Raw genomic sequence first — 20,808 nt, forward strand, 5'->3', positions numbered from 1 at the left:
AGCTTTTCAAAAGTAAAACAACAGCAAAAGAACCTGTCGTAAATGAAAGTTCTTTACTGACAGGTTCTCTATTCACTTAAATTCCTAAAGGATCTTCTTCGTCCTCTTCGTCTTCATCTTCGTAATCATCATCGATGATTGTTAAATCTTCTTCGATACCACCAGGTAATTCTTCTTCATCATCACTTGGCTCATCAGCACCAATTTCTTGTAAGTCTGAATTGTAAGCTGCAATTTCTTCATCTTCGTCATCATCGTCATCAAACAAATCAGTATCTTCTTCTTCATCAACCAAGTCAGCGTCCTCTGGATCGTCATCGTTGTAGTCAATGGCATCTTCATCGCCAGTAATAAAGGCGTTGACTTTTTTACGTTTTTTACGACGTGGTGTTTCTTCATCATCTTCATCTAAGCCTTGATTTAATTCTTCATCAATTGAATCAATCGCATACCAAGAGCGCAAGCCCCAACGATTATCGCCTAAAGAAATAAAACTGCCATCAATATTTAAGTCAGTATAAAATTGTGATAAAGCTTCCCGAATTTCTAAGTCTGATTTACCAAGATAATTTTGAATTTCATTTACTAGGTCTGAAAAATCCATTACATTATCATTTTGCTCTAAAATCGCATGGGCAACTTCAATCATTGATAATTCATTTTTATTTAATCCTTCAAATACATTTATTTCCAAAGGGTACACGTCCTTTCACAGTCTACTCTTTATCATACAAAACAGCACCGAAAAAATCAATTCTTTTTCAAGTTTTTAAGGGGATTTTTTCACTCTCTACGACTTATTCAGCTAATTTTAAATTTTTTCTCCTTAAAACAACACAAAATTAGCTTTAAAAAAATCATTAACTTCACCTTAGCTTTTGTTCATTGGTGAAATTAATGATTGTTTTTACGCCGTAAAATCTAAAGTAAATTGATATTCACCAATTTTTTGGTTCATAGAGTATAAATCATAATCAACCACAACTTTGCCAGCAACTGGTCGATCTTTTAAACTAAAACGGATATTATGGGTATACGTTGTAATCGGAAATTGCCCATGGAGTGTGCGATATTGGCTTTCTAAATGCTCTCGATAAGCAAATTTCAAACGCATTCGTCCTTCTCCACCACGAATAAGTTGCACTGCACCATCTGGCAAAATTTTAATAGTCACAGGTACTTCGGCTTGCGTGTCCTCTTGAATTTCTTTGTAGCGAATATATAAAGTATCACCAATTTTGACCACCTGACCAGGAACTTCAAAATAAAATTCCTGTTGTTCACCTGCTTGCGTGACTTGGGTGCGTAATTGAATTGATACATCTAGACCTTTGGTTAAATCCATTTTGCTAGACTCCTTTCTGTAAATTGACTTTTTATTTTTAAATTTCCTGATTAACGACCTTTTCAAGTTGAACTTTGACATATTTTGACCTTAACTAGAAACTATCCCTATTTTTCACTGAAAAGACTGTTTTGTCAATAATTAACGCTCGAATCTTTGACAATCTTAAAAATTCATGTCATTATCAAATTAAATCCTAACAAAGTTGTTAAACAAGTCACTTGCAACAACTTAAAGATAACACTTGCTGACAAGGAGACTGGCTATGAAATCAACACTTTTAGTCTTAGACCAAAAAATGCTCCCTTCTGAAGATAAATATCTACCTTTTGCGGTAACCGACTTTTTAATTGAAACTGCCAGCCAAAATGAACAAGCTTTTCTGCATTTTTGGCAATTACCGCAAACTTTTATTTTAGGTATGAAAGATACTCGCGTGCCAAATTTTACTGCCGGTCTTGCTTATCTAAAAAAAGAAAATATTCAGCCGCTGATTCGTAATTCTGGTGGCTTAGGGGTCATCGCTGATGCTGGCATTTTAAATATCTCTTTAATTTTGCCTACTGATTCAGCAAAAAAACTTTCAATTGAAGTCGCCTATCAGCTAATGGTTGCCGTGGTGAAACAAGCCTTTAGCGCAGAAATAATACCACAACTAGTTGCTGATTCTTATTGCCCTGGTAGCTACGATTTAACCTTACAACAGTTAAAATTTGCTGGTTTAGCTCAGCGGCGTTTAAAAAATGGCGTCGCCATTATGATCTATCTCAGCTTATCTGGTCCGCAACAACAACGGGGCTTGTTAGTTAAAAATTTTTATCAAGAAACCCTAAAAGAACAATTTGGCGCAGATGGCTATCCTGCTGTTAATCCAGCCAGCATGGCAAATCTCAGCGAGTTGCTCGCTAAAGAAATCACTGTTGCTTCAGCCAAAGATAGCTTAATGACAGCTGCAATGCAACTTTTAGCCACAACTAGCCAAGCAACCACTTTAGCTAATTTATTAAATGATTCAGTAGCTGAAGAATTATTGCAAAAAAAAATACTGCAAATGCAGCAACGCAATAACCTTTTACTATAAAAATGAAAGGACTGATTTTATATGTCAATTCCTTATAAAGCCCAACTCCTGCCAACCGAAAAAGTTTTTCGGGATCCGGTACATAATTATATTCATGTGCAACATCAAATTATTTTAGATTTAATTGATTCAAAAGAAGTGCAACGTTTGCGAAGAATTAAACAGTTAGGTGCTTCTTCTTTTACTTTCCATGGCGCTGAACACAGCCGTTTTTCCCATTCCTTAGGGGTTTATGAAATCACCCGCCGCATTTGTGATATTTTTCTGCGAAATTATCCACAAGAAAAATATGGTGCTTCTGGTTGGGATGATGATGAACGATTAGTTGCCTTATGTGCCGCCCTTTTACATGATGTCGGTCATGGCCCTTACTCCCATGCTTTTGAGTATATTTTTCAAACCGACCATGAAGAGATTACTATTGAAATTATCACTTCCCCAGAAACTGAAGTTTTTCAAATTTTAAATCGAGTTTCACCAGATTTTCCTGATAAAGTGGCCAGTGTGATTCAAAAAACTTATCCTAATCCGCAAGTCGTGCAATTAATTTCCAGCCAAATTGATGCGGACCGTATGGATTATTTATTGCGGGATGCTTATTATACCGGCACTGAATACGGTACTTTTGATTTAACCCGCATTTTACGAGTAATTCGCCCTTATGAAAATGGCATTGCTTTTTCCGAAAATGGCATGCACGCGGTTGAGGATTACATCGTTAGTCGTTATCAAATGTATATGCAAGTTTATTTTCACCCCGTTTCTCGCGGGATGGAAGTTTTATTGGAGCATTTATTAAATCGGGCTTCTGAAGTTTATCAACAAACCCCAGATAGCTTTGAAGCTCACTCTCAATTGCTGTTGCCTTTTTTAAAGCAACAATTTACACTGGCTGATTATTTAAAATTGGATGATGGCGTCTTATTAACTTGTTTCACCCAATGGATTGATGAACAAGATGTCATTTTAGCTGATTTAGCCAAACGCTTTTTAAATCGTAAACCCTTAAAATCCGTGGTTTTTGATGAAGAAACGCAAATGCCATTAATCAAGGAAATGCAAGCTTTAATTGCTAGCTTAGGTTATAATCCTAAATATTATACGGCGATTAATTCTAGCTATGATTTACCTTATGATTTTTATCGCCCAGATACGAAAAAGCAGCGTACTCAAATCGAAATCGCGAAACAAGATGGCAGCTTAACTGAATTATCTCAGCTTAGCCCTTTAGTTTCAGCTTTAGCTGGGCAATCCCAAGGAGACCATCGTTTCTATTTTCCAAAAGAAATGATTGACCAGCGCCGCCAAGAACATTATGATTTATTTGAGGAAACCTATCAAGAATTTGCCAAATATATTAAAAACGGCCGAATTATTTCCCCGGAATAAACCTTTGAAATGGAGTTAATTTACTATGTCAATTAAACTTGTTGCAATCGATATTGATGGTACTTTATTGAATAATGACCGTCAAATCACCCCAAAAGTTAGAGCAGCGATTCAAGCAGCCCGCGCTGCTGGCGTTTATGTAGTTTTATGTACTGGTCGCCCTTTACCCGGTGTGGCTGATTTATTAGCTGATTTAGAAATGAACACTGCCAATGATTTCGTGATTACTTACAACGGTTCATTAGTGCAAAATGTGGCTTCTGGCGATATTATTGTTCGTTACGGCATGACTTTAGCTGATTATATTGAAGTTGAAATGCTAGCTCGCAAAAACGGCGTTCACTTCCATGCAATTAATCACGAAAGTATTTATACGCCAAATCGTGATATCGGGAAATATTCCGTTCATGAAGCAACTTTAGTTAATATGCCTTTGAAATATCGGACGCCTGAAGAAATGACAGAAGAAATTCAGATTATTAAAATGATGATGATTGACGACAAAGAAATTTTAGATGCCGTCATTCCTAAGCTACCTGCTGATTTCACTGAAAAATATACGGCAGTTCGCAGTACCGAATTTTATTATGAAATTTTAAACAAAGAAGCCCATAAAGGTAATGGCTTAGCTGCCTTAGCTAAACATTTAGGGATTCAGCAAGCAGAAACGATGGCGATTGGCGACAACGAAAACGACCTAGCGATGATTGAATATGCTGGTATGGGTATCGCGGTCGGTAATGCTACCGCTAATGTAAAAGCCGCGGCTCAAGCCACGGTCGCAAGCAATCAAGAAGATGGTGTGGCTGAAGCCTTCACTAAATTTGTCTTATAAAAAATAAAGCAAGTGCTTATTTTTCGATTAGGAAAAAGGTTCACTTGCTTTTTTATCATTTATTTTTAAGGAGCCACTCTTCAACTGCCCAGCGATGACTGCCACGTTTTAATAATTCAAGGGCTTTTTGTGGTGTCGTCCATAAAAGCTGATTAGTTTTTTCTGTTGGTTCACAGATTTGCTCCCACGTATCCACTTGATAAAAATAACCGGGATTATAATAGTAAGTATCGCGATGCCGCGAAAAGAAATATTCATCTGCTTGCCCAAAATAGGTGCCTAAAGAAACTTTGACACCTAACTCTTCAATCATTTCGCGGTCAATTGCTGTCTCTTTTGTTTCTCCGGCTTCAATTTCTCCACCAGGTAAAAAGTAGGCCCCATTAGGCGCTTGCACTAAAACAATTTCTTTTCTATTTTCATCAGCTAAAACCACGTAAGCGGCATAGCGGCTTTGATAATTTTTATCTGCCAATTTCTCCCCAAAAACTGGATGTGTCGTCATAATGAACTCCTCTAAAATTAAATTTATACGCTGTTGCTCTTTTTATATTAACATGATGAATTGCAGTGAAACAAGTCTAAGTGAATTTCTTTTATTTACTAAATTATTATGCTATTATGAAAATAATTAAGGCAAATGAATACATTAAAACGAATTAAAAGGAGTTTTTATTATGAAAATGGCACATACTTGTGTTCGCGTAAAAGATTTAGAGGCTTCTGTTAAATTTTACGAAGAAGCTTTTGGTTTTGAAGAAAGCAGTCGCCGTGATTTCCCTGAAGCAGAATTCACTTTGATTTACTTAACTTTACCAGGCGATACTTATGAACTTGAATTAACTTATAATTACAAGCATTCTGCTTATGATTTAGGGAATGGCTATGGTCATATCGCTATTAGTACCCCAGATTTAGAAGCACTGCACGCTAAACATCAAGCAGCGGGTTACGAAATAACTGACTTAAAAGGTTTACCTGGCGTTGCTCCTTCTTATTACTTCATCATCGACCCTGATGGCTATAAAGTAGAAGTTATTCGCGAACATTAATTAAATATTTAAAGACCAGCCATTCATTAACGTAAAATCGTTAATGAATGGCTGGTCTTTTGTAAAGCGAACAATTTCATCAGCTCGCTTTGCTTTTTAGTTAATCTAGCTACGCGAACTAGCTCTCTTCAACAAAGTGAGAATAAAATTCGTGGCAGAAAACGCCACTATAATTTGATTCTGCACTTTGTTCGAGAGCTGGACGAGCTCGCTTTGCTTTTTAGATTGTCTGCCCCATGTTTTTAATTTTAATCAAGCGGGTTACTTCAGAGCGTTCGTTTTCTTCCAATTTCATTTGGATGTAGTAAATGGTTTCTTCCAATTGAGGAATTGTCATAAACTCTAAAGCATTAACTCGACGGCGAGTCTTTTCGATTTCGGTCGCCATTAGCTGACACGTTTTTTCAATTTCAGTTAGCTCCAATAATTTAGGCAACAATGCTGAAAAACAGTCAATCGAGCGATCTAATTCCGCGTTAGAGTTTAAATAGCCATATTCCAAAGGCGATTCGCTGTCTTGCTGATCAAAACTAAAATTCATCACTGGCACTTTGACACTCATAATATTTTTTTCGAGAATATCAAGAGTTACCTTTTCAGAAGGAATAATAAAGAGTTCTTCAATAAACGCTTCATTAATAATCGCATCTGCCAAAACAAAATCCGCCATAGCAGCGTGCATCTCTTCTTCCACTGTTTGCCGCAATTCATTATTTTTACGAATCAAAGCAATAAACTGACGCATTAACTCATCTTGTTTATCTTTTAACAATTTATGCCCGCGAGTAGCAGTTGTTAACTGGCGTTTTAATCCGGTTAACTCCATTCGCGTTGGATTTACGTTTAATCTTGCCATCAGCTATCACTCCACTTCCGGTAAATACTGATTGATCATTTCATCTTTAATCCGTTTCAACTCAGTTTTTGGCAACATTGATAATAGCTCCCAGCCTAAATCTAACGTTTCTTCAATGGAACGATTGGTGTAAAAGCCTTGGTTGACGTATTCTCCTTCAAAACGAACGGCAAATTTTGCATAAATCCGGTCAACATCAGATAAAGCTGATTCTCCTAAAACTACCGCTAATTCTTTGGCTTGTTTTCCTTGAGCGTAAGCTGCAAAAAGCTGATTCATGGTTGCTGCATGATCGCCACGAGTTTTGCCTTCACCCGTTCCTTTATCTTTCAAACGAGATAAGGAAGGTAAAACATCAATCGGTGGCTGAATACCGCTTTTATCTAAAGAGCGGGATAACACAATCTGCCCTTCCGTAATATAACCGGTTAAATCAGGAATTGGATGTGTTTTATCATCTTCAGGCATCGTTAAAATTGGAATCTGCGTTACTGAACCTTTCAAACCACGAATTCGTCCAGCTCGTTCATATAAAGTAGCTAAGTTAGTATATAAATAACCTGGATAGCCCCGACGACCAGGAACTTCCCGGCGAGCTGCTGAAATTTCTCGCAAAGCCTCACAATAGTTAGTCATATCCGTCATAATCACAAGGACGTGCATGCCTTTTTCGTAAGCTAAATATTCCGCGGCGGTTAAAGCCATCTTCGGTGTTGCAATTCGTTCAATCGCTGGATCATTGGCTAAGTTCATAAACATCACCGAACGATCAATCGCACCAGTTTTACGGAAATCTTCCATAAAGAATTCTGCTTCTTCAAAAGTAATCCCAATTGCCGCAAAAACAACTGCAAAGTCTTCTTGCGAATCTAAAACATTAGCTTGACGGGCAATCTGGGCCGCTAACTCTTTATGAGGTAAACCTGAACCAGAAAAAACTGGTAACTTTTGTCCACGTACTAAAGTGTTTAAATGATCAATCGCTGAAATCCCAGTTTGGATAAATTCATCTGGATAATCCCGCGCCATCGGGTTAATAACTTCCCCATTAATATCCACCATTTTTTCAGGTAAAATTTCGGGACCATTATCTTTTGGACGACCTAAACCATCAAAAACTCGGCCAATCATATCTTCAGAAACAGCTAACTCTAACGGATGACCTAAAAAGCGCACCGCTGAATCTCGTAAATTAATACCACTGCTTCCTTCAAAAATTTGAACTAGGGCTTTGTCCTGATGAACTTCTAAAACTTGCCCCCGGCGGATTTCCCCCGTTTGCATGCGAACTTCAATCAGTTCTTCATATTTTACCCCTTCAACTTTATCAACTGCCATTAGAGGGCCAACAACTTCGCCAATCGTACGATATTCTTTAATCATTGGTCATTCCTCCTTCAGCAATAATTCCTTGAATCGCTTGTTTAATATCTTTAGTAATATTATCTAATTTATATAATTCAGTTTCGGGAACGTATTTACTACGAGCAATCCGGTCTCTCAATTCCACGGTACCATTCATAATTTCAGATAAGTAAGAACCTAACTCTAACGCCCGTTGTCCCTCATGACCAAATGCTAAAATCATCTCTAACATTTTATATTGCTTTTCTCTTGAAGTGAAAGTATCCACATCATCAAAAGCATTTTGTTGTAAATAATCTTCACGAATTGATTTGGCAACTTGTAAAGTCAAACGATCTTTATCAGATAAAGAATCAATCCCCACTAAACGAACAATTTCATTTAATTGAGCTTCTTCTTGTAAAATCCGCATACCTTCAGCCACCATGCTTGACCAATCACATTGCAATGCTTGATCCATGTATTTACCGACTTCACTGTCATACAAAGAATAGCTTTGCAACCAATCAATTGATGGGAAATGTCGTTGTTGCGCTAAAGTTGAACTTAAGCCCCAAAAAACTTTTACTACCCGCAAAGTATTTTGCGTAACTGGTTCAGAAACATCCCCACCAGAAGGTGAAACCGCACTAATTGCCGTGATACTTCCTTCACGACCTTCAGAGCCTAAAGTCACTACTTTACCTGCTCGTTCATAATACTCAGCTAAACGGCTACCTAAATAAGCAGGATAACCTTCATCACCAGGCATTTCTTCTAAACGACCACTCATTTCCCGCAAAGCTTCCGCCCAACGCGAAGTCGAGTCTGCCATAATCGCTACGTTATAACCCATATCGCGGAAATATTCGGCAATCGTAATTCCTGTATAAATTGATGCTTCCCGTGCCGCTACTGGCATATTTGAAGTATTAGCAATTAAAACCGTGCGTTCCATTAAAGATTCACCAGTATTGGGATCAATCAACTCAGGAAATTCATTTAGTACATCGGTCATTTCATTACCCCGTTCACCACAACCAACATAAACCACTAAATCCACATCAGCCCATTTAGCAATTTGATGCTGCACAACAGTTTTACCAGCACCAAAAGGTCCGGGAACAGCAGCTGCCCCACCCTTAGTTACTGGGAAAAAGGTATCAATTACCCGTTGACCAGTAATCATCGGTGCATCAGGATTTAATTTTTCTTTCACAGGACGGCTGCGACGAACCGGCCATTTTTGTAGCATCGTAAATTCTTTTTCCCCTTGTTCAGTTGCCAAAGTATAAACCACTTCATCAATGGTAAATTCACCAGCAGTGATAGCAACAATTTTACCTTTCACGCCATTAGGCACCATGATCCGATGCTGAATAATTTTAGTTTCTTGTACGAAACCCACAATATCCCCAGCAACAACTTCATCTCCGACATTTTTTAAAGCTTCAAAAGACCATTTTTTTTCATGATCTAAAGCGGGCAATTGCACACCACGAGCTAGAAAATTACTTTGAGTTATTTCCATAAAAGTATCTAGTGGACGCTGAATCCCATCAAACATTTGTGAAAAAATCCCTGGGCCCAATTCCACTGATAAAGCTTCACCAGTTGTTTTAACCGGTTCACCTGGGCCAATGCCTGAAGTTTCTTCATATACCTGTATGGATGCTACATCTTTGCGCATCTCAATAATTTCGCCAATAACACCTAGTTCTCCTACTAAACAGATATCTTGAATACTGGCATTTGCCATATTCTCTGCCATTACAAGAGGACCAGATACTTTAATAATTTTTCCGTCTTGCAAAGTTCCACTTCCTTTATCATCAGTTGAAAACTGGCAGCTATAAGATATTTTGCCCTACAGCCCGTTCAACATTTTTTTGGATTTTTTCTTTTCCTAAACCAAGCGTTCCTTGATGATTGGGAATTAACACAACCGCAGGTTTTAACTGGCTTTCATAACGGAGAATGGTTTCCGGAACCATGGCAGCACATTGTTCTGTGACATAAATCACGCCATAATCTGCGGCTGCCATTTTTTCAATCGCTCGGCGGGTAGTTTTATCATCTGTGCCGTATTGCACATCAAAACCAAATAATTTAAAAGGTAAAACTGAACCTTTATCGCCAACAACCCCGATTTTATGCGCCATAAGTCTTTCGCATCCTTTCTCGAATCACCGTAGCATCAATCCCGCTACGTTTACCTGAAACAATCAGCTGTAAATTTTTCCGTTCCACTTCTTTAGCATTTAAAAAAGCTAACAAAGGTAAGGGACCAAAAGCTTGCGTTTGCGCTAATTGATACATATCAGTTAAATAATCATCTTTTAAGCGTTCCAATTGAACAAAATCAATTTGTTCCCCTTGTAAAGCTGGCGCTAGCAATTCACCATATTCTGTTTGACGGATAAATTGCACAAAAACAGCTGGATCAGCTTCAACTAAATCTAGCAACGCTTCTTTGGCGATTCCCCCAGAGCTAGATAGCACCGTTGTCATAAAGGCTATACTGCGATTTTGTTGAATGCCGCGAGCTAAGGTATTGATATTCGTCAAATCAATAAAAGCGATGATTTCTTGCAATAACTCAGGATAGCCAAGTTTTTCGCCTAAATTTCGTTGTTCTGCCAAAAATTGCCGGTCATAGATAACGTCAATTCCTTGTAGAACTTTTGATTCACCAAAATAACTTTGCACTTCTTGAATATTTTTCATAAGCGATTCGGGCAAACGTTCTGATTCTCCCGTACGAATGGCTTCTTTTAACTCTTGAATGTCATAAAAACCATCGGCTACAAATAAATTATCAAAATTTTTCTGCAACATTTCCGCTTTCGTCAAAACTTTCAAATTATGAAAAGTAAAGCGCATCGTATAAACCCAAATGACTTCTTTTTCTGGCGCAGTTGCTACCAGCCAAGAAAAGAGTTCTTCTTGGTCTTTTTCGATATTTTTATCAAAATCATAGTCAAAATTAGGATAAATTAATGAACTATAGTAAGTTCCTCGCAATATTTCACCGACTTCAGCAACGGTTGCTGCTTGAATCAAACGCTCAAACAAATCAGCTGGCAAAAGCTCCAGTTCTTTCCCGCGAATCAAAGGATTCAATTCATGATAACTTGCTTGTTTCACCATATTGTCCCCTCATTTCATTCTTCTGCTTGTTCAAATAATTGTTGGGCAATTTCATAAGCCATCTGTTCTTGCGCATCTTTTACTAAATCTTGGAAAATAAAATTGTATTGAACTCCTTCATCATCAACCGCAAAGCCTGCTTGATTGGCTACAATTTCCGCAGATAAAGTTAAGTCATAAGGTAATTCTGCAACAATTTCAGTCAACCAAGTCGCTGTTAAATAGCTTTGACTTTTTTCACCAACAATTAATTTAGCCGCCGTTTTTAAAGGAATTTGTTTTAAAGCTTGCAGCGCAAATTTTTGCACTTCCGCCTCCTGCCAATTTTCCATTTGTAAAGCCGCTTCCGTAAATAGTTTTGTTAAAAACTGTTGTTTTTCATTTAACGTTTCTTGACGAATTTCAACTTGTTGGCGATTGCGCAATTGGCGATATTTACTATCCAACAATTCTTGTTGCTTCACTTTTTGTTTTTCAAAATCGTTCATTAAACGAATCGAAGCCGCTTGAAAATCATCGTCAATTCGTTGCTTTTCATTTTTTTCTAATTGGGCTAATTCTTCATTAGCTGTATTTTCCATCTGGGCTATAATTTTCTCAATGGCATTCATATTTTCGGACAAGCCTCCTTTATACTGATTACTTTTGTTCATTAAAGGAATTTTTAAACTTTCCCTACTAATAAGAATGAGATTACAAATCCTAAAATTGCATAGGTTTCTACCATGGCAGCGTAGATAATACCTTTGGTTGCATGTTCAGGTTTTTTAGCTAAAATTTGAATCCCAGCAGCAGCCACTCGTCCTTGTGACATTCCTGAAAACAAACCAGTGAAAGCAATCGGTAGTGAAGCACCTAAATAGCCTAAACCTTGTACCATAGTTAAATCACTTGATAAATTAAGATAAATCAAGAAAGCAATTACGAAGCCATATAACCCTTGAGTACCGGGTAATAATTGTAGAATTAAAGCCTGACCAAATTTTTCTGGTTGACTAGTTGTTAACGCTGCGGCAGCTTCCCCGGTTAAACCTACCCCTTTTGAAGAGCCGATTCCAGAGAAGATTGTTGCAATCCCCATACCTAAAACTGCAAAAACAATACCACCATTTTCAATTAAATATTCCATCATGATTATTCAAATCCTCCATTACTTCTTTTCTATTTACTAAGCCGTCTGTTTTTACGGCGACTTATATTTTTCTTTTACTTCAATATTGACATATTTTTCCGCTGTTTTTAATGGCTTGAAAGCTCGACCGCCACCGGTATAAAATTTCCCGAAAAACTCTACATACTGCAAACGTGCCCCATGCACATAAGCACTTAATAGTGTTAAGAAAATATTTAAAGCGTGTAAAGCGACAATCAAAACAATCCCGACTGTATAACGAGCGACAGGTGGCATAAAATCAACTAGCAGATTAAAAGCCGCAGCAATGCTACCACCAGAAATCCCCAGTGCCATCAAACGCGTGTAGCTGACAATATCACCAATATAGCCAGTGATGCCATATAAATTATAGGCACCTACAGCGGCACCAACTACTTTTGATTTTGATTGCAAAATTGGCACGACTAAAACCGCCAAAGCAGAAATAACCGCCACAACAATCCCTGCCATCATGATACCGTCACTATGGAGCAATAAACTCCCCATAACGCCAATCGCAATCCCTAGCAAAATTCCTTGCCAAGCAAAGCCATTACCAATAGCATCTAGATATTCTTTACGCCGCAAATGTTCCTTACCAGCTACGAATAAACCTACCATTAATTGAATGAAACCAAAAATAATCGAGATGATTAAAATTTGAATAACATCATCCTCAGTGGATAAAATCGCTTGATATGGCAAAGCTACCCCGAAACAAGAAGCATAAATCAAGCCCCAAATGATAGTTGGAAAAGATAAAATTTTGAAAAATTTCATAAATCTTTCCATACTGCGAGGTAAAACTAAAAACTTACTTGCTAAAACCGTGGCGATTAACATTAATAAGCCGTAACCGACATCCGCAACCATCATCCCGAAAAAGACTAAATAAAAGGGCATCATCCATGGTGTTGGGTCAATTTCTTGATATTTAGGCAAAGCGTACATTTCAGTTAGCATTTCAAAAGGTGCCACTAACGGACTATTCTTTAACTTCGTCGGCACTTCTTCTTCAATCTCTAACTCAGTCGGTTCTTCAAAAGCCAGATAAATTTCGTCTTTACCAAACTGTTGTTCAATAGCTTCTGTGAAAAGCGGCTGCTCATCCACACTTAACCACCCTTGAATAATTACCAGATAACGAGCTTGCACAAGCTGTTGTTTTACTTTTTCGCGTTCGGTTAAAGCTAAAATCACTTCTTCTGCCCACTGCAACTCTTTAATGAAAGAACGCTCTTGGCCAATTGCTATAGCTAATTCGCCTTCCAGTCCGTAGACTTTACCTAATTGAACTTTAACCTCTTGTAAAACCGTTTTAGGACTTTCTTCATAAGGATACTCTTCCAGCTGAACACCCAATTCGGTAAGCACACCTTGGACTTTTTCAGCAACTTGCTTATGATAAATTAAAGCCAACAGTACCTCTTTTTCATCAGAAAAAACTTTTTCTAAATGGACAAGTTGTAAAGTGTCCATTTTTTCAATCAAAGCCATACTGCCTTGATTGCTGGTGCGAACTAGTTGCAATTTGACAAACTTAGAATTAACCATTTGCGGATTAATATCTAAATATTGCCAGCCTGTCAACCATTCTTCTTTTTGCAGTAAATCTTCACGCTGCTTCACTAATTGTTCACGTTGCTGTTTTAAACCTAAAACTTTTTTCAAACGCTCGCGAAATTTTTTTTCATCAAAAACAGCTTCCATTTCTTGTAACGAAAGAGCTTGACGATTTAAATAGAGCGCTTTTTGTTTCTTATTACTACCATACCGTTCAATAAATTGAATACTTTCAGTAATTTCTTGCTGTAAACGATCATAATCACTTTCGCGGCTATCTTCAGCCTCTTCCTTGCTATGACCAAAATACTGCTGCACCCACTGATTACTTTCGTTAGACTTAGTTAAATCACGAATTTCAGTATTTTGTAAACCCTGAACAGTCTGCAAAAGTGTTTCTTTATAAGATTTATCAGAGATAAGCGTAACTTTTGTCATTTTACTAACTGCCATAGGTTACTTTCACCCTCTCAATAATCTGATCAATTGCCTCTTGATTATGCATTTCGTATTGTTGTTGCAAATTATCACGAACAACTTGCGCTTCTGTTAAAAGCTCTTGCCGTTCAGTTTGCAACTGTGCAATTTCTGCTGCTTCTTTTTCTGCTGCTAATTCAGTCAATAATTCTTGATTCTTAATTTTCAGTTCCTCTAAGGCATTTTGTTGCTCATCTGAATATTCTTTAATTTTCGCCAAAAGTTCCTGTTTATCTAAATCATTTTTTTCTTCCGTTATACGAATTGCCTTTAATGCTTCTAACAAATTCTCACTTCCTCTCCAACAATAGAAAAAGGGACCCATTCTTTCATAAAACGCTGAAAGTCTGCAGTCCCTATTATTACAGTTTACTTGGACTCGCACAAAAATCTTGTTCTTCTCACCCCTTGAAGAACCAAATCCTTGAAGCTTACGCCCAACCATTGTAAATATTCAGATGTTCTTAGTATAACAAAATTCTTTTGCAAAAATAAGGTTTATCCTAATAAAATATTAATTTTTTTCATTTCTCTTATAAAAACTAACATTATTTATGCAATTATTTCAGTAGTAACACCATGTTAAACCATTCTTCACCAGCGTGTTGCGAATTAGATAAACCTTCCGCAGAATAGCCTTGTTTTTCATAATAAGGCACCAATTCAGCTAAACATGTTAAAGTAATCCCTATTCTTTCATGAAAAATAGCAATTCTTTTTATTTCAGCTAACAAAGCACTCCCTACTTTTTGCTTGCGATAAGACGGTTCCACTGCCAAACTGAGAATAGCTTGAAAGCCACCTTTTGTAGGATTAGCCGTCGTTTTATCAAATAACTCATCGCTTAAATAGCGTTGTGAAATTACCGGACCAACCACATAACCTAAAATTTCTTCTGTTCCGTTAACTGCTACAATAAAACTATCGCTAATGATACCTATACGTTCTACCATCGCTCTTTCACTAGCTGCTTCTTCTGGTGTAAAACCTTGCTGTTCAATTTCCATGATTTTTGGTAAATCAGTTAATCCAGCTTCACGAAATTTAATTGCCAACTAAATCCCCCAAATTTTTTGTTTAGAGATATTATAGCTTTTATGTTTTTTTAAAGCAAAAATGTGAGGGAATCTGCGCTGACTAGCTTCATAGTTATTAATTTCAAATCATTGATTTCAAATTTTCAGAAATTTGATAAATTGCAGAGGTATTCGCTTTAATATCTGCTAATGTAAATTCAGGATTATATTCAGTTAATATAAGTCCCTTTTCGTTAACTTCGAATACTGCCATTTCTGTAATAATTAAATCTACGCATTTTGTCGCTGTCAAAGGCAAAGTACATTCTTTCAATATTTTATGTTTTCCTTTAGCGGTATGTTCCATCGCAATAATAACTTTTTTGGTCCCTACAACTAAATCCATCGCTCCACCCATTCCCGGCACGATTTTCCCTGGAATAATCCAATTAGCTAAATTTCCTGCTTCGTCTACCTCAAGAGCACCTAATACAGTAAAATCTACATGTCCCCCTCGAATCAAAGAAAATGAAAAACCGGAATCAATAAAAGCGCCATAATCAGTTACAGAAGCAGGATTTCCACCTGCATCTGTAACAAAAAATCCCTCGCCATTATCTGCTTCCTTTTTTCTTCCTACACCGACAATTCCGTTTTCACTTTGTAAAACAATTGAAATCCCTTGAGGTAGGTATTCAGGAATAAGCGTTGGCAAACCTATCCCTAGATTTACAAAATCTCCATCTTTAAACTCTTTAGCAACTCTGGATGCGATAAAAAATTTTTTCTCATTTTTATTCATTAAAAGAACCACCTTCAACAATATAGTCGACTAACACTCCCGGTGTTCGAATATCTTCTGGAGGAATACTTCCGATTGGGACTAAATGATCTGCTTCAACAATTACTTGATGTCCAGCTAGCGCCATTACTTCATTAAAGTTCCGAGTGGTTCCTTTATACCAAGTGTTTCCAAAAAAATCCACTTGATATCCGCTAATTAAAGCAAAATCAGCAACTAAAGGTTTCTCTAATAAATATTGCTTACCAGAAATTTCAATTCGGCTATGGACATGTTCAGCTTCTTCAACAATTGTTCCTACTCCTGTTGGTGTTAACACGCCCCCTAAACCTGAGCCACCAGCACGAATCATTTCCACTAAACTTCCTTGAGGAACTAAAATCAATTCTAAAGTTCCAGCATTCATTTGCCTCGCAACTTCCCGGTTTGTTCCTACATGGCTTGCAATTATTTTTTTCACTTGATGATTGGCAATCAATTTTGCAACCCCATAACAACTACCTTCTTGATCAATAATAGAGCCATCGTTACAAATTAAAGTTAAATCAGTTACATCACTGTTAGCCAGAGCAGAAATTATTCTATGAGGATTACCACAACCGATGAATCCTCCTACCATTAATGTCATGCCACTTTCTATTTTCTTAACTGCTTCTTTTAAGCCTATAACTTTATTCATCAGACTCCTCCATGGTTTTATAAATTTTCAACAATGCTAGAAACACCCATTCCGCCGCCAACGCATAAAGTAGCTAATCCATATTTAGCCTCTTGTTTTTTCATTTCATGCAATAAAGTAACCAAAATCCGGCATCCTGATGCACCGACTGGATGTCCTAAGGCAATTGCTCCACCATTTACATTGACTTTGTTTAAATCCCAATTTAACATCTTTCCTACAGCTAAGGCTTGAGCTGCAAATGCTTCATTAGCTTCGATTAAATCAATATCTGTCAACGTCATGCCTGTCTTTTTAAATAATTTTTCAGTCGAAGCAGCAGGTCCCATTCCCATAATACTTGGTTCTACACCAGCTACTGCACCATTAACCCATCTTGCCATCGGTTTTACGCCTAATTCATCAGCTTTTTCTTTACTCATAACAACAATCGCTGCCGCCCCGTCATTAATTCCTGAAGAATTTGCAGCAGTAACTGTCCCTTCTTTTTTAAATGCTGGTGACAGTTTACTTAGTCCTTCAAAATCGACGCCTTCTCGTGGATATTCATCAATAGAAAACACAATCTCTGCTTTACGTGTTTTAATCTTGATTGGTACAATCTCTTCTGCAAACTTGTCTTCTTTTAAAGCTTTTTCAGTCTTTTGTTGGCTCAAAACTGCAAATTCATCCTGTTCCATTCGAGATATTCCGTATTTTTCAGCAATATTCTCTGCCGTAATACCCATATGATACCCTTCAAATGCATCATGTAAACCATCGTTTAATAAGAGATCCTTACATTTGCCATCGCCTAAACGATAGCCAAATCTAGCCTGTTCTAAAGCATATGGTGTTTGAGACATATTTTCTGTCCCGCCTGCAACAACAATGTCTGCTTGTCCAGAATCAATAAGTGCAGCTGCCAAATTAACAGCATGCAAACCTGAACCGCATAGAATATTAAGAGTTGTTGCTGGAACAGTTACAGGGATTTTTGCTTTGATTGCTGCTTGACGAGCAACATTTTGCCCTTGTCCAGCTTGTAATACACATCCCATATAGACTTCATCTACTTGCTCTGCTTTAATTCCACTACGTTTAATCGCTTCTTTAATTACAATTGATCCTAATTCAGCTGCAGAAAATTTTGAAAGGCTTCCGCCGAATTTACCAATGGCTGTTCGACAAGCTCCAGCTAATACAATTTCTTTCATTAAATATACACCCCTTAGCATAAACTACTTATTTTTTAAAGTTAATATCTCTCTTGCATCGGCAACTGTTGCCACTTCATTGCCCGCAATTCGAACAATATCTGCCGCTCTAGTCACTAATTGTGCATTACTTTCTGCTAAAACTTTAGGAGAAAAATAAACATTGTCTTCCATACCCACTCGTAAATGTCCACCCATGGCAACAGCGGCTAACATAATTGGCACATGTCCTTTACCGATACCTAAAGCTGACCAAGTTGCTTCTTCCGGAATTAAACTCTTTAAATAAACTAAATTTTCAACAGTCGCTGCGCTACCTCCTGCAGCTCCCAATACAAATTGATAGTGTAACGGACCTTTCAGAGTTCCTTTTTTCAAGTAATGAAAAGAATTGTAAACCATCCCTGCATCAAAAATCTCGATTTCTGGTTTAATATTATATGCTTGCATGGTTTGCCCTAATTCTTCTAAAAATTTAGGATGATTAATAAATAAAGTATTATGCATCCAATTCATTGACCCGCAATCATAAGATGCCATTTCAGGTTGCAATTTTTTCAAATGAATTTGTCGAGTTTCGTTAGTAGCTTTCAAATCTCCTGACGTTGTACAATTGATAATTATGTCACATTTTTCTCGAATCAATTGAATTGTCTCTTCAAACTTGTCTACTGACATCGTGCCTTTGCCATCATCATCTCTCATATGCAAATGTGCAATCGCTGCACCAGCTTTCCAACATTTATAAACATCATCTGCTATTTCCATTGGCGTCATCGGAATATTAGGATTATGCTCTTTAGTCGGCCATGCACCTGTTGTTGCCACAGTTATAATTGTTTTCTTTTTCATAAAACTTTTTACCTCCTAATGACTAAATTCTTCTAGAACTTCTTTACCTTTAGCTGTTACCTCTAATCTACGTTTAAACAGCCCTTTTTCAATAATGTATCCTTGTCTTGTTAAATGTGAAGAAATCGCGGCCATATACATAGATTTAATTTCATTTTGTTTTACAAATTCAGCTTGTTTATCAGGCGCTCGATCAACAAGCATTAATAAATCAAAATATAACTCATTTAAATGTTTGTTAGCTAACATTGCCTGTCTTTCTGATAACTTAGGTAAAATTTCTTTCCCTTTTTCTGTAATCATGAAAGTATAAAACTTACTGCCGGTCATACCTTCACGTAAAATATAACCGCCACGATCTAAACGTTCTATTGCAAAACCTGTTAAATTAGAATCTAATCCTGAAGCATCTGTTAAATCCGCCATATATTTATGATCAAGGTTAATCATTTCAAGTAGCTTCAAATCAAGTTCTTCCAGTTCTACTTCTTCTCTATTTGAAGTAGTAGGTACTCTTTCCCATGCTGTTTGACTATAATAACGAGATTTTCCAAATAAATTTGCAAGTACAGCTACTATTAACGTTACAGCAAACCCTAGTGAAGCAAGATAAACATATTGATTGATATTAAATATATTTAAAATATCTCCTAAAATAGTGAAAGAAACCATTGTAATCATTCCTGCTAATGCACCACATAATGCCCCTGTTTCATTAAATTTTGGCCAAATCACGCCAAGTCCTAATAAAATTGCTGGTGGAACTAACCAACAATTAGCAAAAGCAAATAGATACGTAGGTCCTCCAGGAAACTGGCACATCCCCCAGGTCAAAAGACCAATTAAAATCATAATTACTTTTGAAGCTTTTAAAGTTTTTTCGCTTGTAGCATTCGGATTAATTAAACGTTGATAAATATCACGAGTTGCTACAGCACTTGCTCCTATCGCAGAAGTTGAGGCAGTAGAAATCGAAGCCGCCACAGCTGCAATTACAAAAAATGAACCTAATAATGGTGGGAAAATTTTTACAATCACCCCATATGCAGCTGTATGAATTAAGGTACCACCAGTCCCAGCAATCATAAATTGATTGGTAAAATGAGCACCTGCAAATAGTCCAACTAGTGCTAGAGGAATCATAAACACCACAATTAATAGTATTCCAGCAATTACAAATGATTTTTTAGCTACTTTTTCGCTTCTGCAAGAAGCAATTTTCATCCAATAATAATTATTTCCCCAAACTAGTGCAGCTGCAAAACAAATGATAAAATTTAAAATTGATGGATAAGTTAAAGCCGTATTAGGAATTTGTGCTCCACCAATTCCTGTATTTATAAAATCTCCGCCAGGCCATTTAGAAGCAATTACATCTAATCCACCAAAACGTTGAAAAAGCATAGTTAACAAAACTGGAATTGCTACTAAACCAATACTTACTTGAATAAAATCGGTAATCGTTGCCGCCCACAGTCCCGAGATAAAAGTAAATGCAATAATAATGAAAAATAATGTTCCGATAACCAAGGTTTGATTCCAACCTGTATAACCAGTAATCGTATTTGCACAAGATACAATATTATTAGCTAAAATTCCTGCCATACCAATCACACTGGTAATTGCTACAACTGAACGTACTGTTTTCCCATAACGCATCTCTAAATACTCAGGTAACGTCTGTGCACCACAACGACGAATAAAATTAGAGAAAAGTAAACCGAACACAATAATACCGAAACCAGAATAAATCAGTCCCCAACCAAGGGCTCCTTTCAAACCTAATTGCACCGCAAAACCTGGCGCTAAAGCAATAGTTGTTCCAGCAAAACCAATTGCGGAAACTCCCATAATATTAATAATCGTAGAAACTTCTCTACCAGCTAAAATAAAATCTGATGAATCACTAACCCAACGCTTAGAATACAAGCCCGCTCCAACTAATACTGAAGCAAACAGAACAAACATTAATAAAAAAATAATATTAGCATCCATAATTGATTTCTCCCTATATTTAG

Annotated in this window: 22 protein-coding genes and 1 other annotated feature; of the genes, 4 read left to right on the forward strand and 18 right to left on the reverse strand. The window is 37.1% G+C overall.

Annotated features, from left to right (window positions below):
* Positions 1–76: 76 nt before the first annotated feature.
* Together rpoE and M2139_RS08825 are read right to left on the reverse strand one after the other, a co-directional pair.
* The gene (gene rpoE / locus M2139_RS08820) at positions 77–694 is read right to left on the reverse strand and encodes a DNA-directed RNA polymerase subunit delta (RefSeq protein ID WP_280738459.1); all 618 of its coding nucleotides are present in this window, start codon (positions 692–694) and stop codon (positions 77–79) included.
* Between the two features lie 213 nt (positions 695–907).
* Positions 908–1,345 carry a DUF1934 domain-containing protein gene (locus M2139_RS08825; RefSeq protein ID WP_280738458.1) on the reverse strand — a complete coding sequence of 146 codons (438 nt, stop codon included), beginning with the start codon at positions 1,343–1,345 and terminating at the stop codon, positions 908–910.
* Positions 1,346–1,610: 265 nt separating this feature from the next.
* Between M2139_RS08825 and M2139_RS08830 the strand changes: the two genes are divergently transcribed.
* The 3 genes from M2139_RS08830 to yidA are packed head-to-tail and all read left to right on the forward strand — an operon-like array spanning position 1,611 to position 4,650.
* Positions 1,611–2,426, forward strand: coding sequence for a lipoate--protein ligase family protein (locus tag M2139_RS08830; protein WP_280738457.1), 816 nt, complete (start codon positions 1,611–1,613; stop codon positions 2,424–2,426).
* Positions 2,427–2,447: 21 nt separating this feature from the next.
* Positions 2,448–3,815 carry an HD domain-containing protein gene (locus M2139_RS08835; protein ID WP_280738456.1) on the forward strand — a complete coding sequence of 456 codons (1,368 nt, stop codon included), beginning with the start codon at positions 2,448–2,450 and terminating at the stop codon, positions 3,813–3,815.
* Between the two features lie 25 nt (positions 3,816–3,840).
* Positions 3,841–4,650 carry a sugar-phosphatase gene (yidA, locus tag M2139_RS08840; protein ID WP_280738455.1) on the forward strand — a complete coding sequence of 270 codons (810 nt, stop codon included), beginning with the start codon at positions 3,841–3,843 and terminating at the stop codon, positions 4,648–4,650.
* A gap of 55 nt (positions 4,651–4,705) precedes the next feature.
* On the opposite strand, the gene M2139_RS08845 is transcribed toward yidA, so the two are convergent.
* On the reverse strand, positions 4,706–5,155 hold the full coding sequence (locus M2139_RS08845; protein ID WP_280738454.1) for an NUDIX hydrolase: 450 nt from the start codon (positions 5,153–5,155) through the stop codon (positions 4,706–4,708).
* 172 nt (positions 5,156–5,327) lie between these two features.
* Between M2139_RS08845 and M2139_RS08850 the strand changes: the two genes are divergently transcribed.
* Positions 5,328–5,702 (forward strand): VOC family protein, encoded by a 375-nt coding sequence (locus M2139_RS08850; protein ID WP_280738453.1) that lies wholly within the window; start codon positions 5,328–5,330, stop codon positions 5,700–5,702.
* 220 nt (positions 5,703–5,922) lie between these two features.
* Here M2139_RS08850 and M2139_RS08855 read toward each other — a convergent pair whose 3' ends face one another.
* The 15 genes from M2139_RS08855 to M2139_RS08925 all read right to left on the reverse strand — a co-directional run bounded on the left by M2139_RS08855 (position 5,923) and on the right by M2139_RS08925 (position 20,785).
* Positions 5,923–6,558 carry a V-type ATP synthase subunit D gene (locus tag M2139_RS08855; RefSeq protein ID WP_280738452.1) on the reverse strand — a complete coding sequence of 212 codons (636 nt, stop codon included), beginning with the start codon at positions 6,556–6,558 and terminating at the stop codon, positions 5,923–5,925.
* A gap of 6 nt (positions 6,559–6,564) precedes the next feature.
* Complete coding sequence (locus M2139_RS08860; RefSeq protein ID WP_280738451.1) at positions 6,565–7,941, reverse strand: V-type ATP synthase subunit B; 1,377 nt, start codon at positions 7,939–7,941, stop codon at positions 6,565–6,567.
* On the reverse strand, positions 7,934–9,715 hold the full coding sequence (locus tag M2139_RS08865) for a V-type ATP synthase subunit A (protein WP_280738450.1): 1,782 nt from the start codon (positions 9,713–9,715) through the stop codon (positions 7,934–7,936). The genes M2139_RS08860 and M2139_RS08865 overlap by 8 nt, the downstream gene beginning before the upstream one ends.
* 37 nt (positions 9,716–9,752) lie before the next feature.
* Positions 9,753–10,064 (reverse strand): V-type ATP synthase subunit F, encoded by a 312-nt coding sequence (locus M2139_RS08870; RefSeq protein ID WP_280738449.1) that lies wholly within the window; start codon positions 10,062–10,064, stop codon positions 9,753–9,755.
* Entirely contained in the window at positions 10,054–11,052 is a 999-nt protein-coding gene (locus tag M2139_RS08875; protein ID WP_280738448.1) for a V-type ATPase subunit, read from the reverse strand. Before M2139_RS08875 ends, M2139_RS08870 begins: the two co-directional genes overlap by 11 nt.
* Before the next feature lie 14 nt (positions 11,053–11,066).
* Positions 11,067–11,663 carry an ATPase V gene (locus tag M2139_RS08880; RefSeq protein ID WP_280738447.1) on the reverse strand — a complete coding sequence of 199 codons (597 nt, stop codon included), beginning with the start codon at positions 11,661–11,663 and terminating at the stop codon, positions 11,067–11,069.
* Between the two features lie 53 nt (positions 11,664–11,716).
* Positions 11,717–12,184: a V-type ATP synthase subunit K gene (locus M2139_RS08885; protein ID WP_280738446.1), complete on the reverse strand. Its 468-nt coding sequence runs from the start codon at positions 12,182–12,184 to the stop codon at positions 11,717–11,719.
* Positions 12,185–12,235: 51 nt separating this feature from the next.
* A complete protein-coding gene (locus tag M2139_RS08890; RefSeq protein ID WP_280738445.1) occupies positions 12,236–14,221 on the reverse strand; it encodes a V-type ATP synthase subunit I in 1,986 nt (661 codons plus the stop codon).
* A complete protein-coding gene (locus tag M2139_RS08895) occupies positions 14,211–14,531 on the reverse strand; it encodes a hypothetical protein (protein ID WP_280738444.1) in 321 nt (106 codons plus the stop codon). The genes M2139_RS08890 and M2139_RS08895 overlap by 11 nt, the downstream gene beginning before the upstream one ends.
* Positions 14,532–14,640: 109 nt before the next feature.
* Positions 14,641–14,688: a sequence feature (sodium ion sensor (DUF1646 type); this cis-regulatory element may regulate processes involved in with the transportation of sodium ions), on the reverse strand.
* Between the two features lie 117 nt (positions 14,689–14,805).
* Entirely contained in the window at positions 14,806–15,252 is a 447-nt protein-coding gene (locus tag M2139_RS08900) for a GNAT family N-acetyltransferase (RefSeq protein ID WP_280738488.1), read from the reverse strand.
* Between the two features lie 151 nt (positions 15,253–15,403).
* A complete protein-coding gene (locus tag M2139_RS08905) occupies positions 15,404–16,075 on the reverse strand; it encodes a 3-oxoacid CoA-transferase subunit B (RefSeq protein WP_280738443.1) in 672 nt (223 codons plus the stop codon).
* Positions 16,056–16,742: a 3-oxoacid CoA-transferase subunit A gene (locus tag M2139_RS08910; RefSeq protein ID WP_280738442.1), complete on the reverse strand. Its 687-nt coding sequence runs from the start codon at positions 16,740–16,742 to the stop codon at positions 16,056–16,058. The genes M2139_RS08905 and M2139_RS08910 overlap by 20 nt, the downstream gene beginning before the upstream one ends.
* Positions 16,743–16,759: 17 nt before the next feature.
* Complete coding sequence (locus M2139_RS08915; RefSeq protein WP_280738441.1) at positions 16,760–17,938, reverse strand: acetyl-CoA C-acetyltransferase; 1,179 nt, start codon at positions 17,936–17,938, stop codon at positions 16,760–16,762.
* A gap of 24 nt (positions 17,939–17,962) precedes the next feature.
* The gene (locus tag M2139_RS08920) at positions 17,963–18,790 is read right to left on the reverse strand and encodes a 3-keto-5-aminohexanoate cleavage protein (RefSeq protein WP_280738440.1); all 828 of its coding nucleotides are present in this window, start codon (positions 18,788–18,790) and stop codon (positions 17,963–17,965) included.
* Positions 18,791–18,805: 15 nt separating this feature from the next.
* On the reverse strand, positions 18,806–20,785 hold the full coding sequence (locus M2139_RS08925) for a sodium:solute symporter family protein (protein ID WP_280738439.1): 1,980 nt from the start codon (positions 20,783–20,785) through the stop codon (positions 18,806–18,808).
* Between the last annotated feature and the right edge of the window lie 23 nt (positions 20,786–20,808).

The sequence above is a fragment of the Enterococcus sp. PF1-24 genome, assembly GCF_029893325.1.
GTDB lineage: Bacteria > Bacillota > Bacilli > Lactobacillales > Enterococcaceae > HY326.

Coding starts and splice junctions, on each gene's coding strand:
- M2139_RS08825 (WP_280738458.1), bottom strand. CDS start 1,345: ATGGATTTAACCAAAGGTCTAGATGTATCAATTCAATTACGCACCCAA.
- M2139_RS08830 (WP_280738457.1), top strand. CDS start 1,611: ATGAAATCAACACTTTTAGTCTTAGACCAAAAAATGCTCCCTTCTGAA.
- M2139_RS08835 (WP_280738456.1), top strand. CDS start 2,448: ATGTCAATTCCTTATAAAGCCCAACTCCTGCCAACCGAAAAAGTTTTT.
- yidA (WP_280738455.1), top strand. CDS start 3,841: ATGTCAATTAAACTTGTTGCAATCGATATTGATGGTACTTTATTGAAT.
- M2139_RS08845 (WP_280738454.1), bottom strand. CDS start 5,155: ATGACGACACATCCAGTTTTTGGGGAGAAATTGGCAGATAAAAATTAT.
- M2139_RS08850 (WP_280738453.1), top strand. CDS start 5,328: ATGAAAATGGCACATACTTGTGTTCGCGTAAAAGATTTAGAGGCTTCT.
- M2139_RS08855 (WP_280738452.1), bottom strand. CDS start 6,558: ATGGCAAGATTAAACGTAAATCCAACGCGAATGGAGTTAACCGGATTA.
- M2139_RS08860 (WP_280738451.1), bottom strand. CDS start 7,941: ATGATTAAAGAATATCGTACGATTGGCGAAGTTGTTGGCCCTCTAATG.
- M2139_RS08870 (WP_280738449.1), bottom strand. CDS start 10,064: ATGGCGCATAAAATCGGGGTTGTTGGCGATAAAGGTTCAGTTTTACCT.
- M2139_RS08875 (WP_280738448.1), bottom strand. CDS start 11,052: ATGGTGAAACAAGCAAGTTATCATGAATTGAATCCTTTGATTCGCGGG.
- M2139_RS08880 (WP_280738447.1), bottom strand. CDS start 11,663: ATGAATGCCATTGAGAAAATTATAGCCCAGATGGAAAATACAGCTAAT.
- M2139_RS08885 (WP_280738446.1), bottom strand. CDS start 12,184: ATGATGGAATATTTAATTGAAAATGGTGGTATTGTTTTTGCAGTTTTA.
- M2139_RS08890 (WP_280738445.1), bottom strand. CDS start 14,221: ATGGCAGTTAGTAAAATGACAAAAGTTACGCTTATCTCTGATAAATCT.
- M2139_RS08900 (WP_280738488.1), bottom strand. CDS start 15,252: ATGGAAATTGAACAGCAAGGTTTTACACCAGAAGAAGCAGCTAGTGAA.
- M2139_RS08910 (WP_280738442.1), bottom strand. CDS start 16,742: ATGAATAAAGTTATAGGCTTAAAAGAAGCAGTTAAGAAAATAGAAAGT.
- M2139_RS08915 (WP_280738441.1), bottom strand. CDS start 17,938: ATGAAAGAAATTGTATTAGCTGGAGCTTGTCGAACAGCCATTGGTAAA.
- M2139_RS08920 (WP_280738440.1), bottom strand. CDS start 18,790: ATGAAAAAGAAAACAATTATAACTGTGGCAACAACAGGTGCATGGCCG.
- M2139_RS08925 (WP_280738439.1), bottom strand. CDS start 20,785: ATGGATGCTAATATTATTTTTTTATTAATGTTTGTTCTGTTTGCTTCA.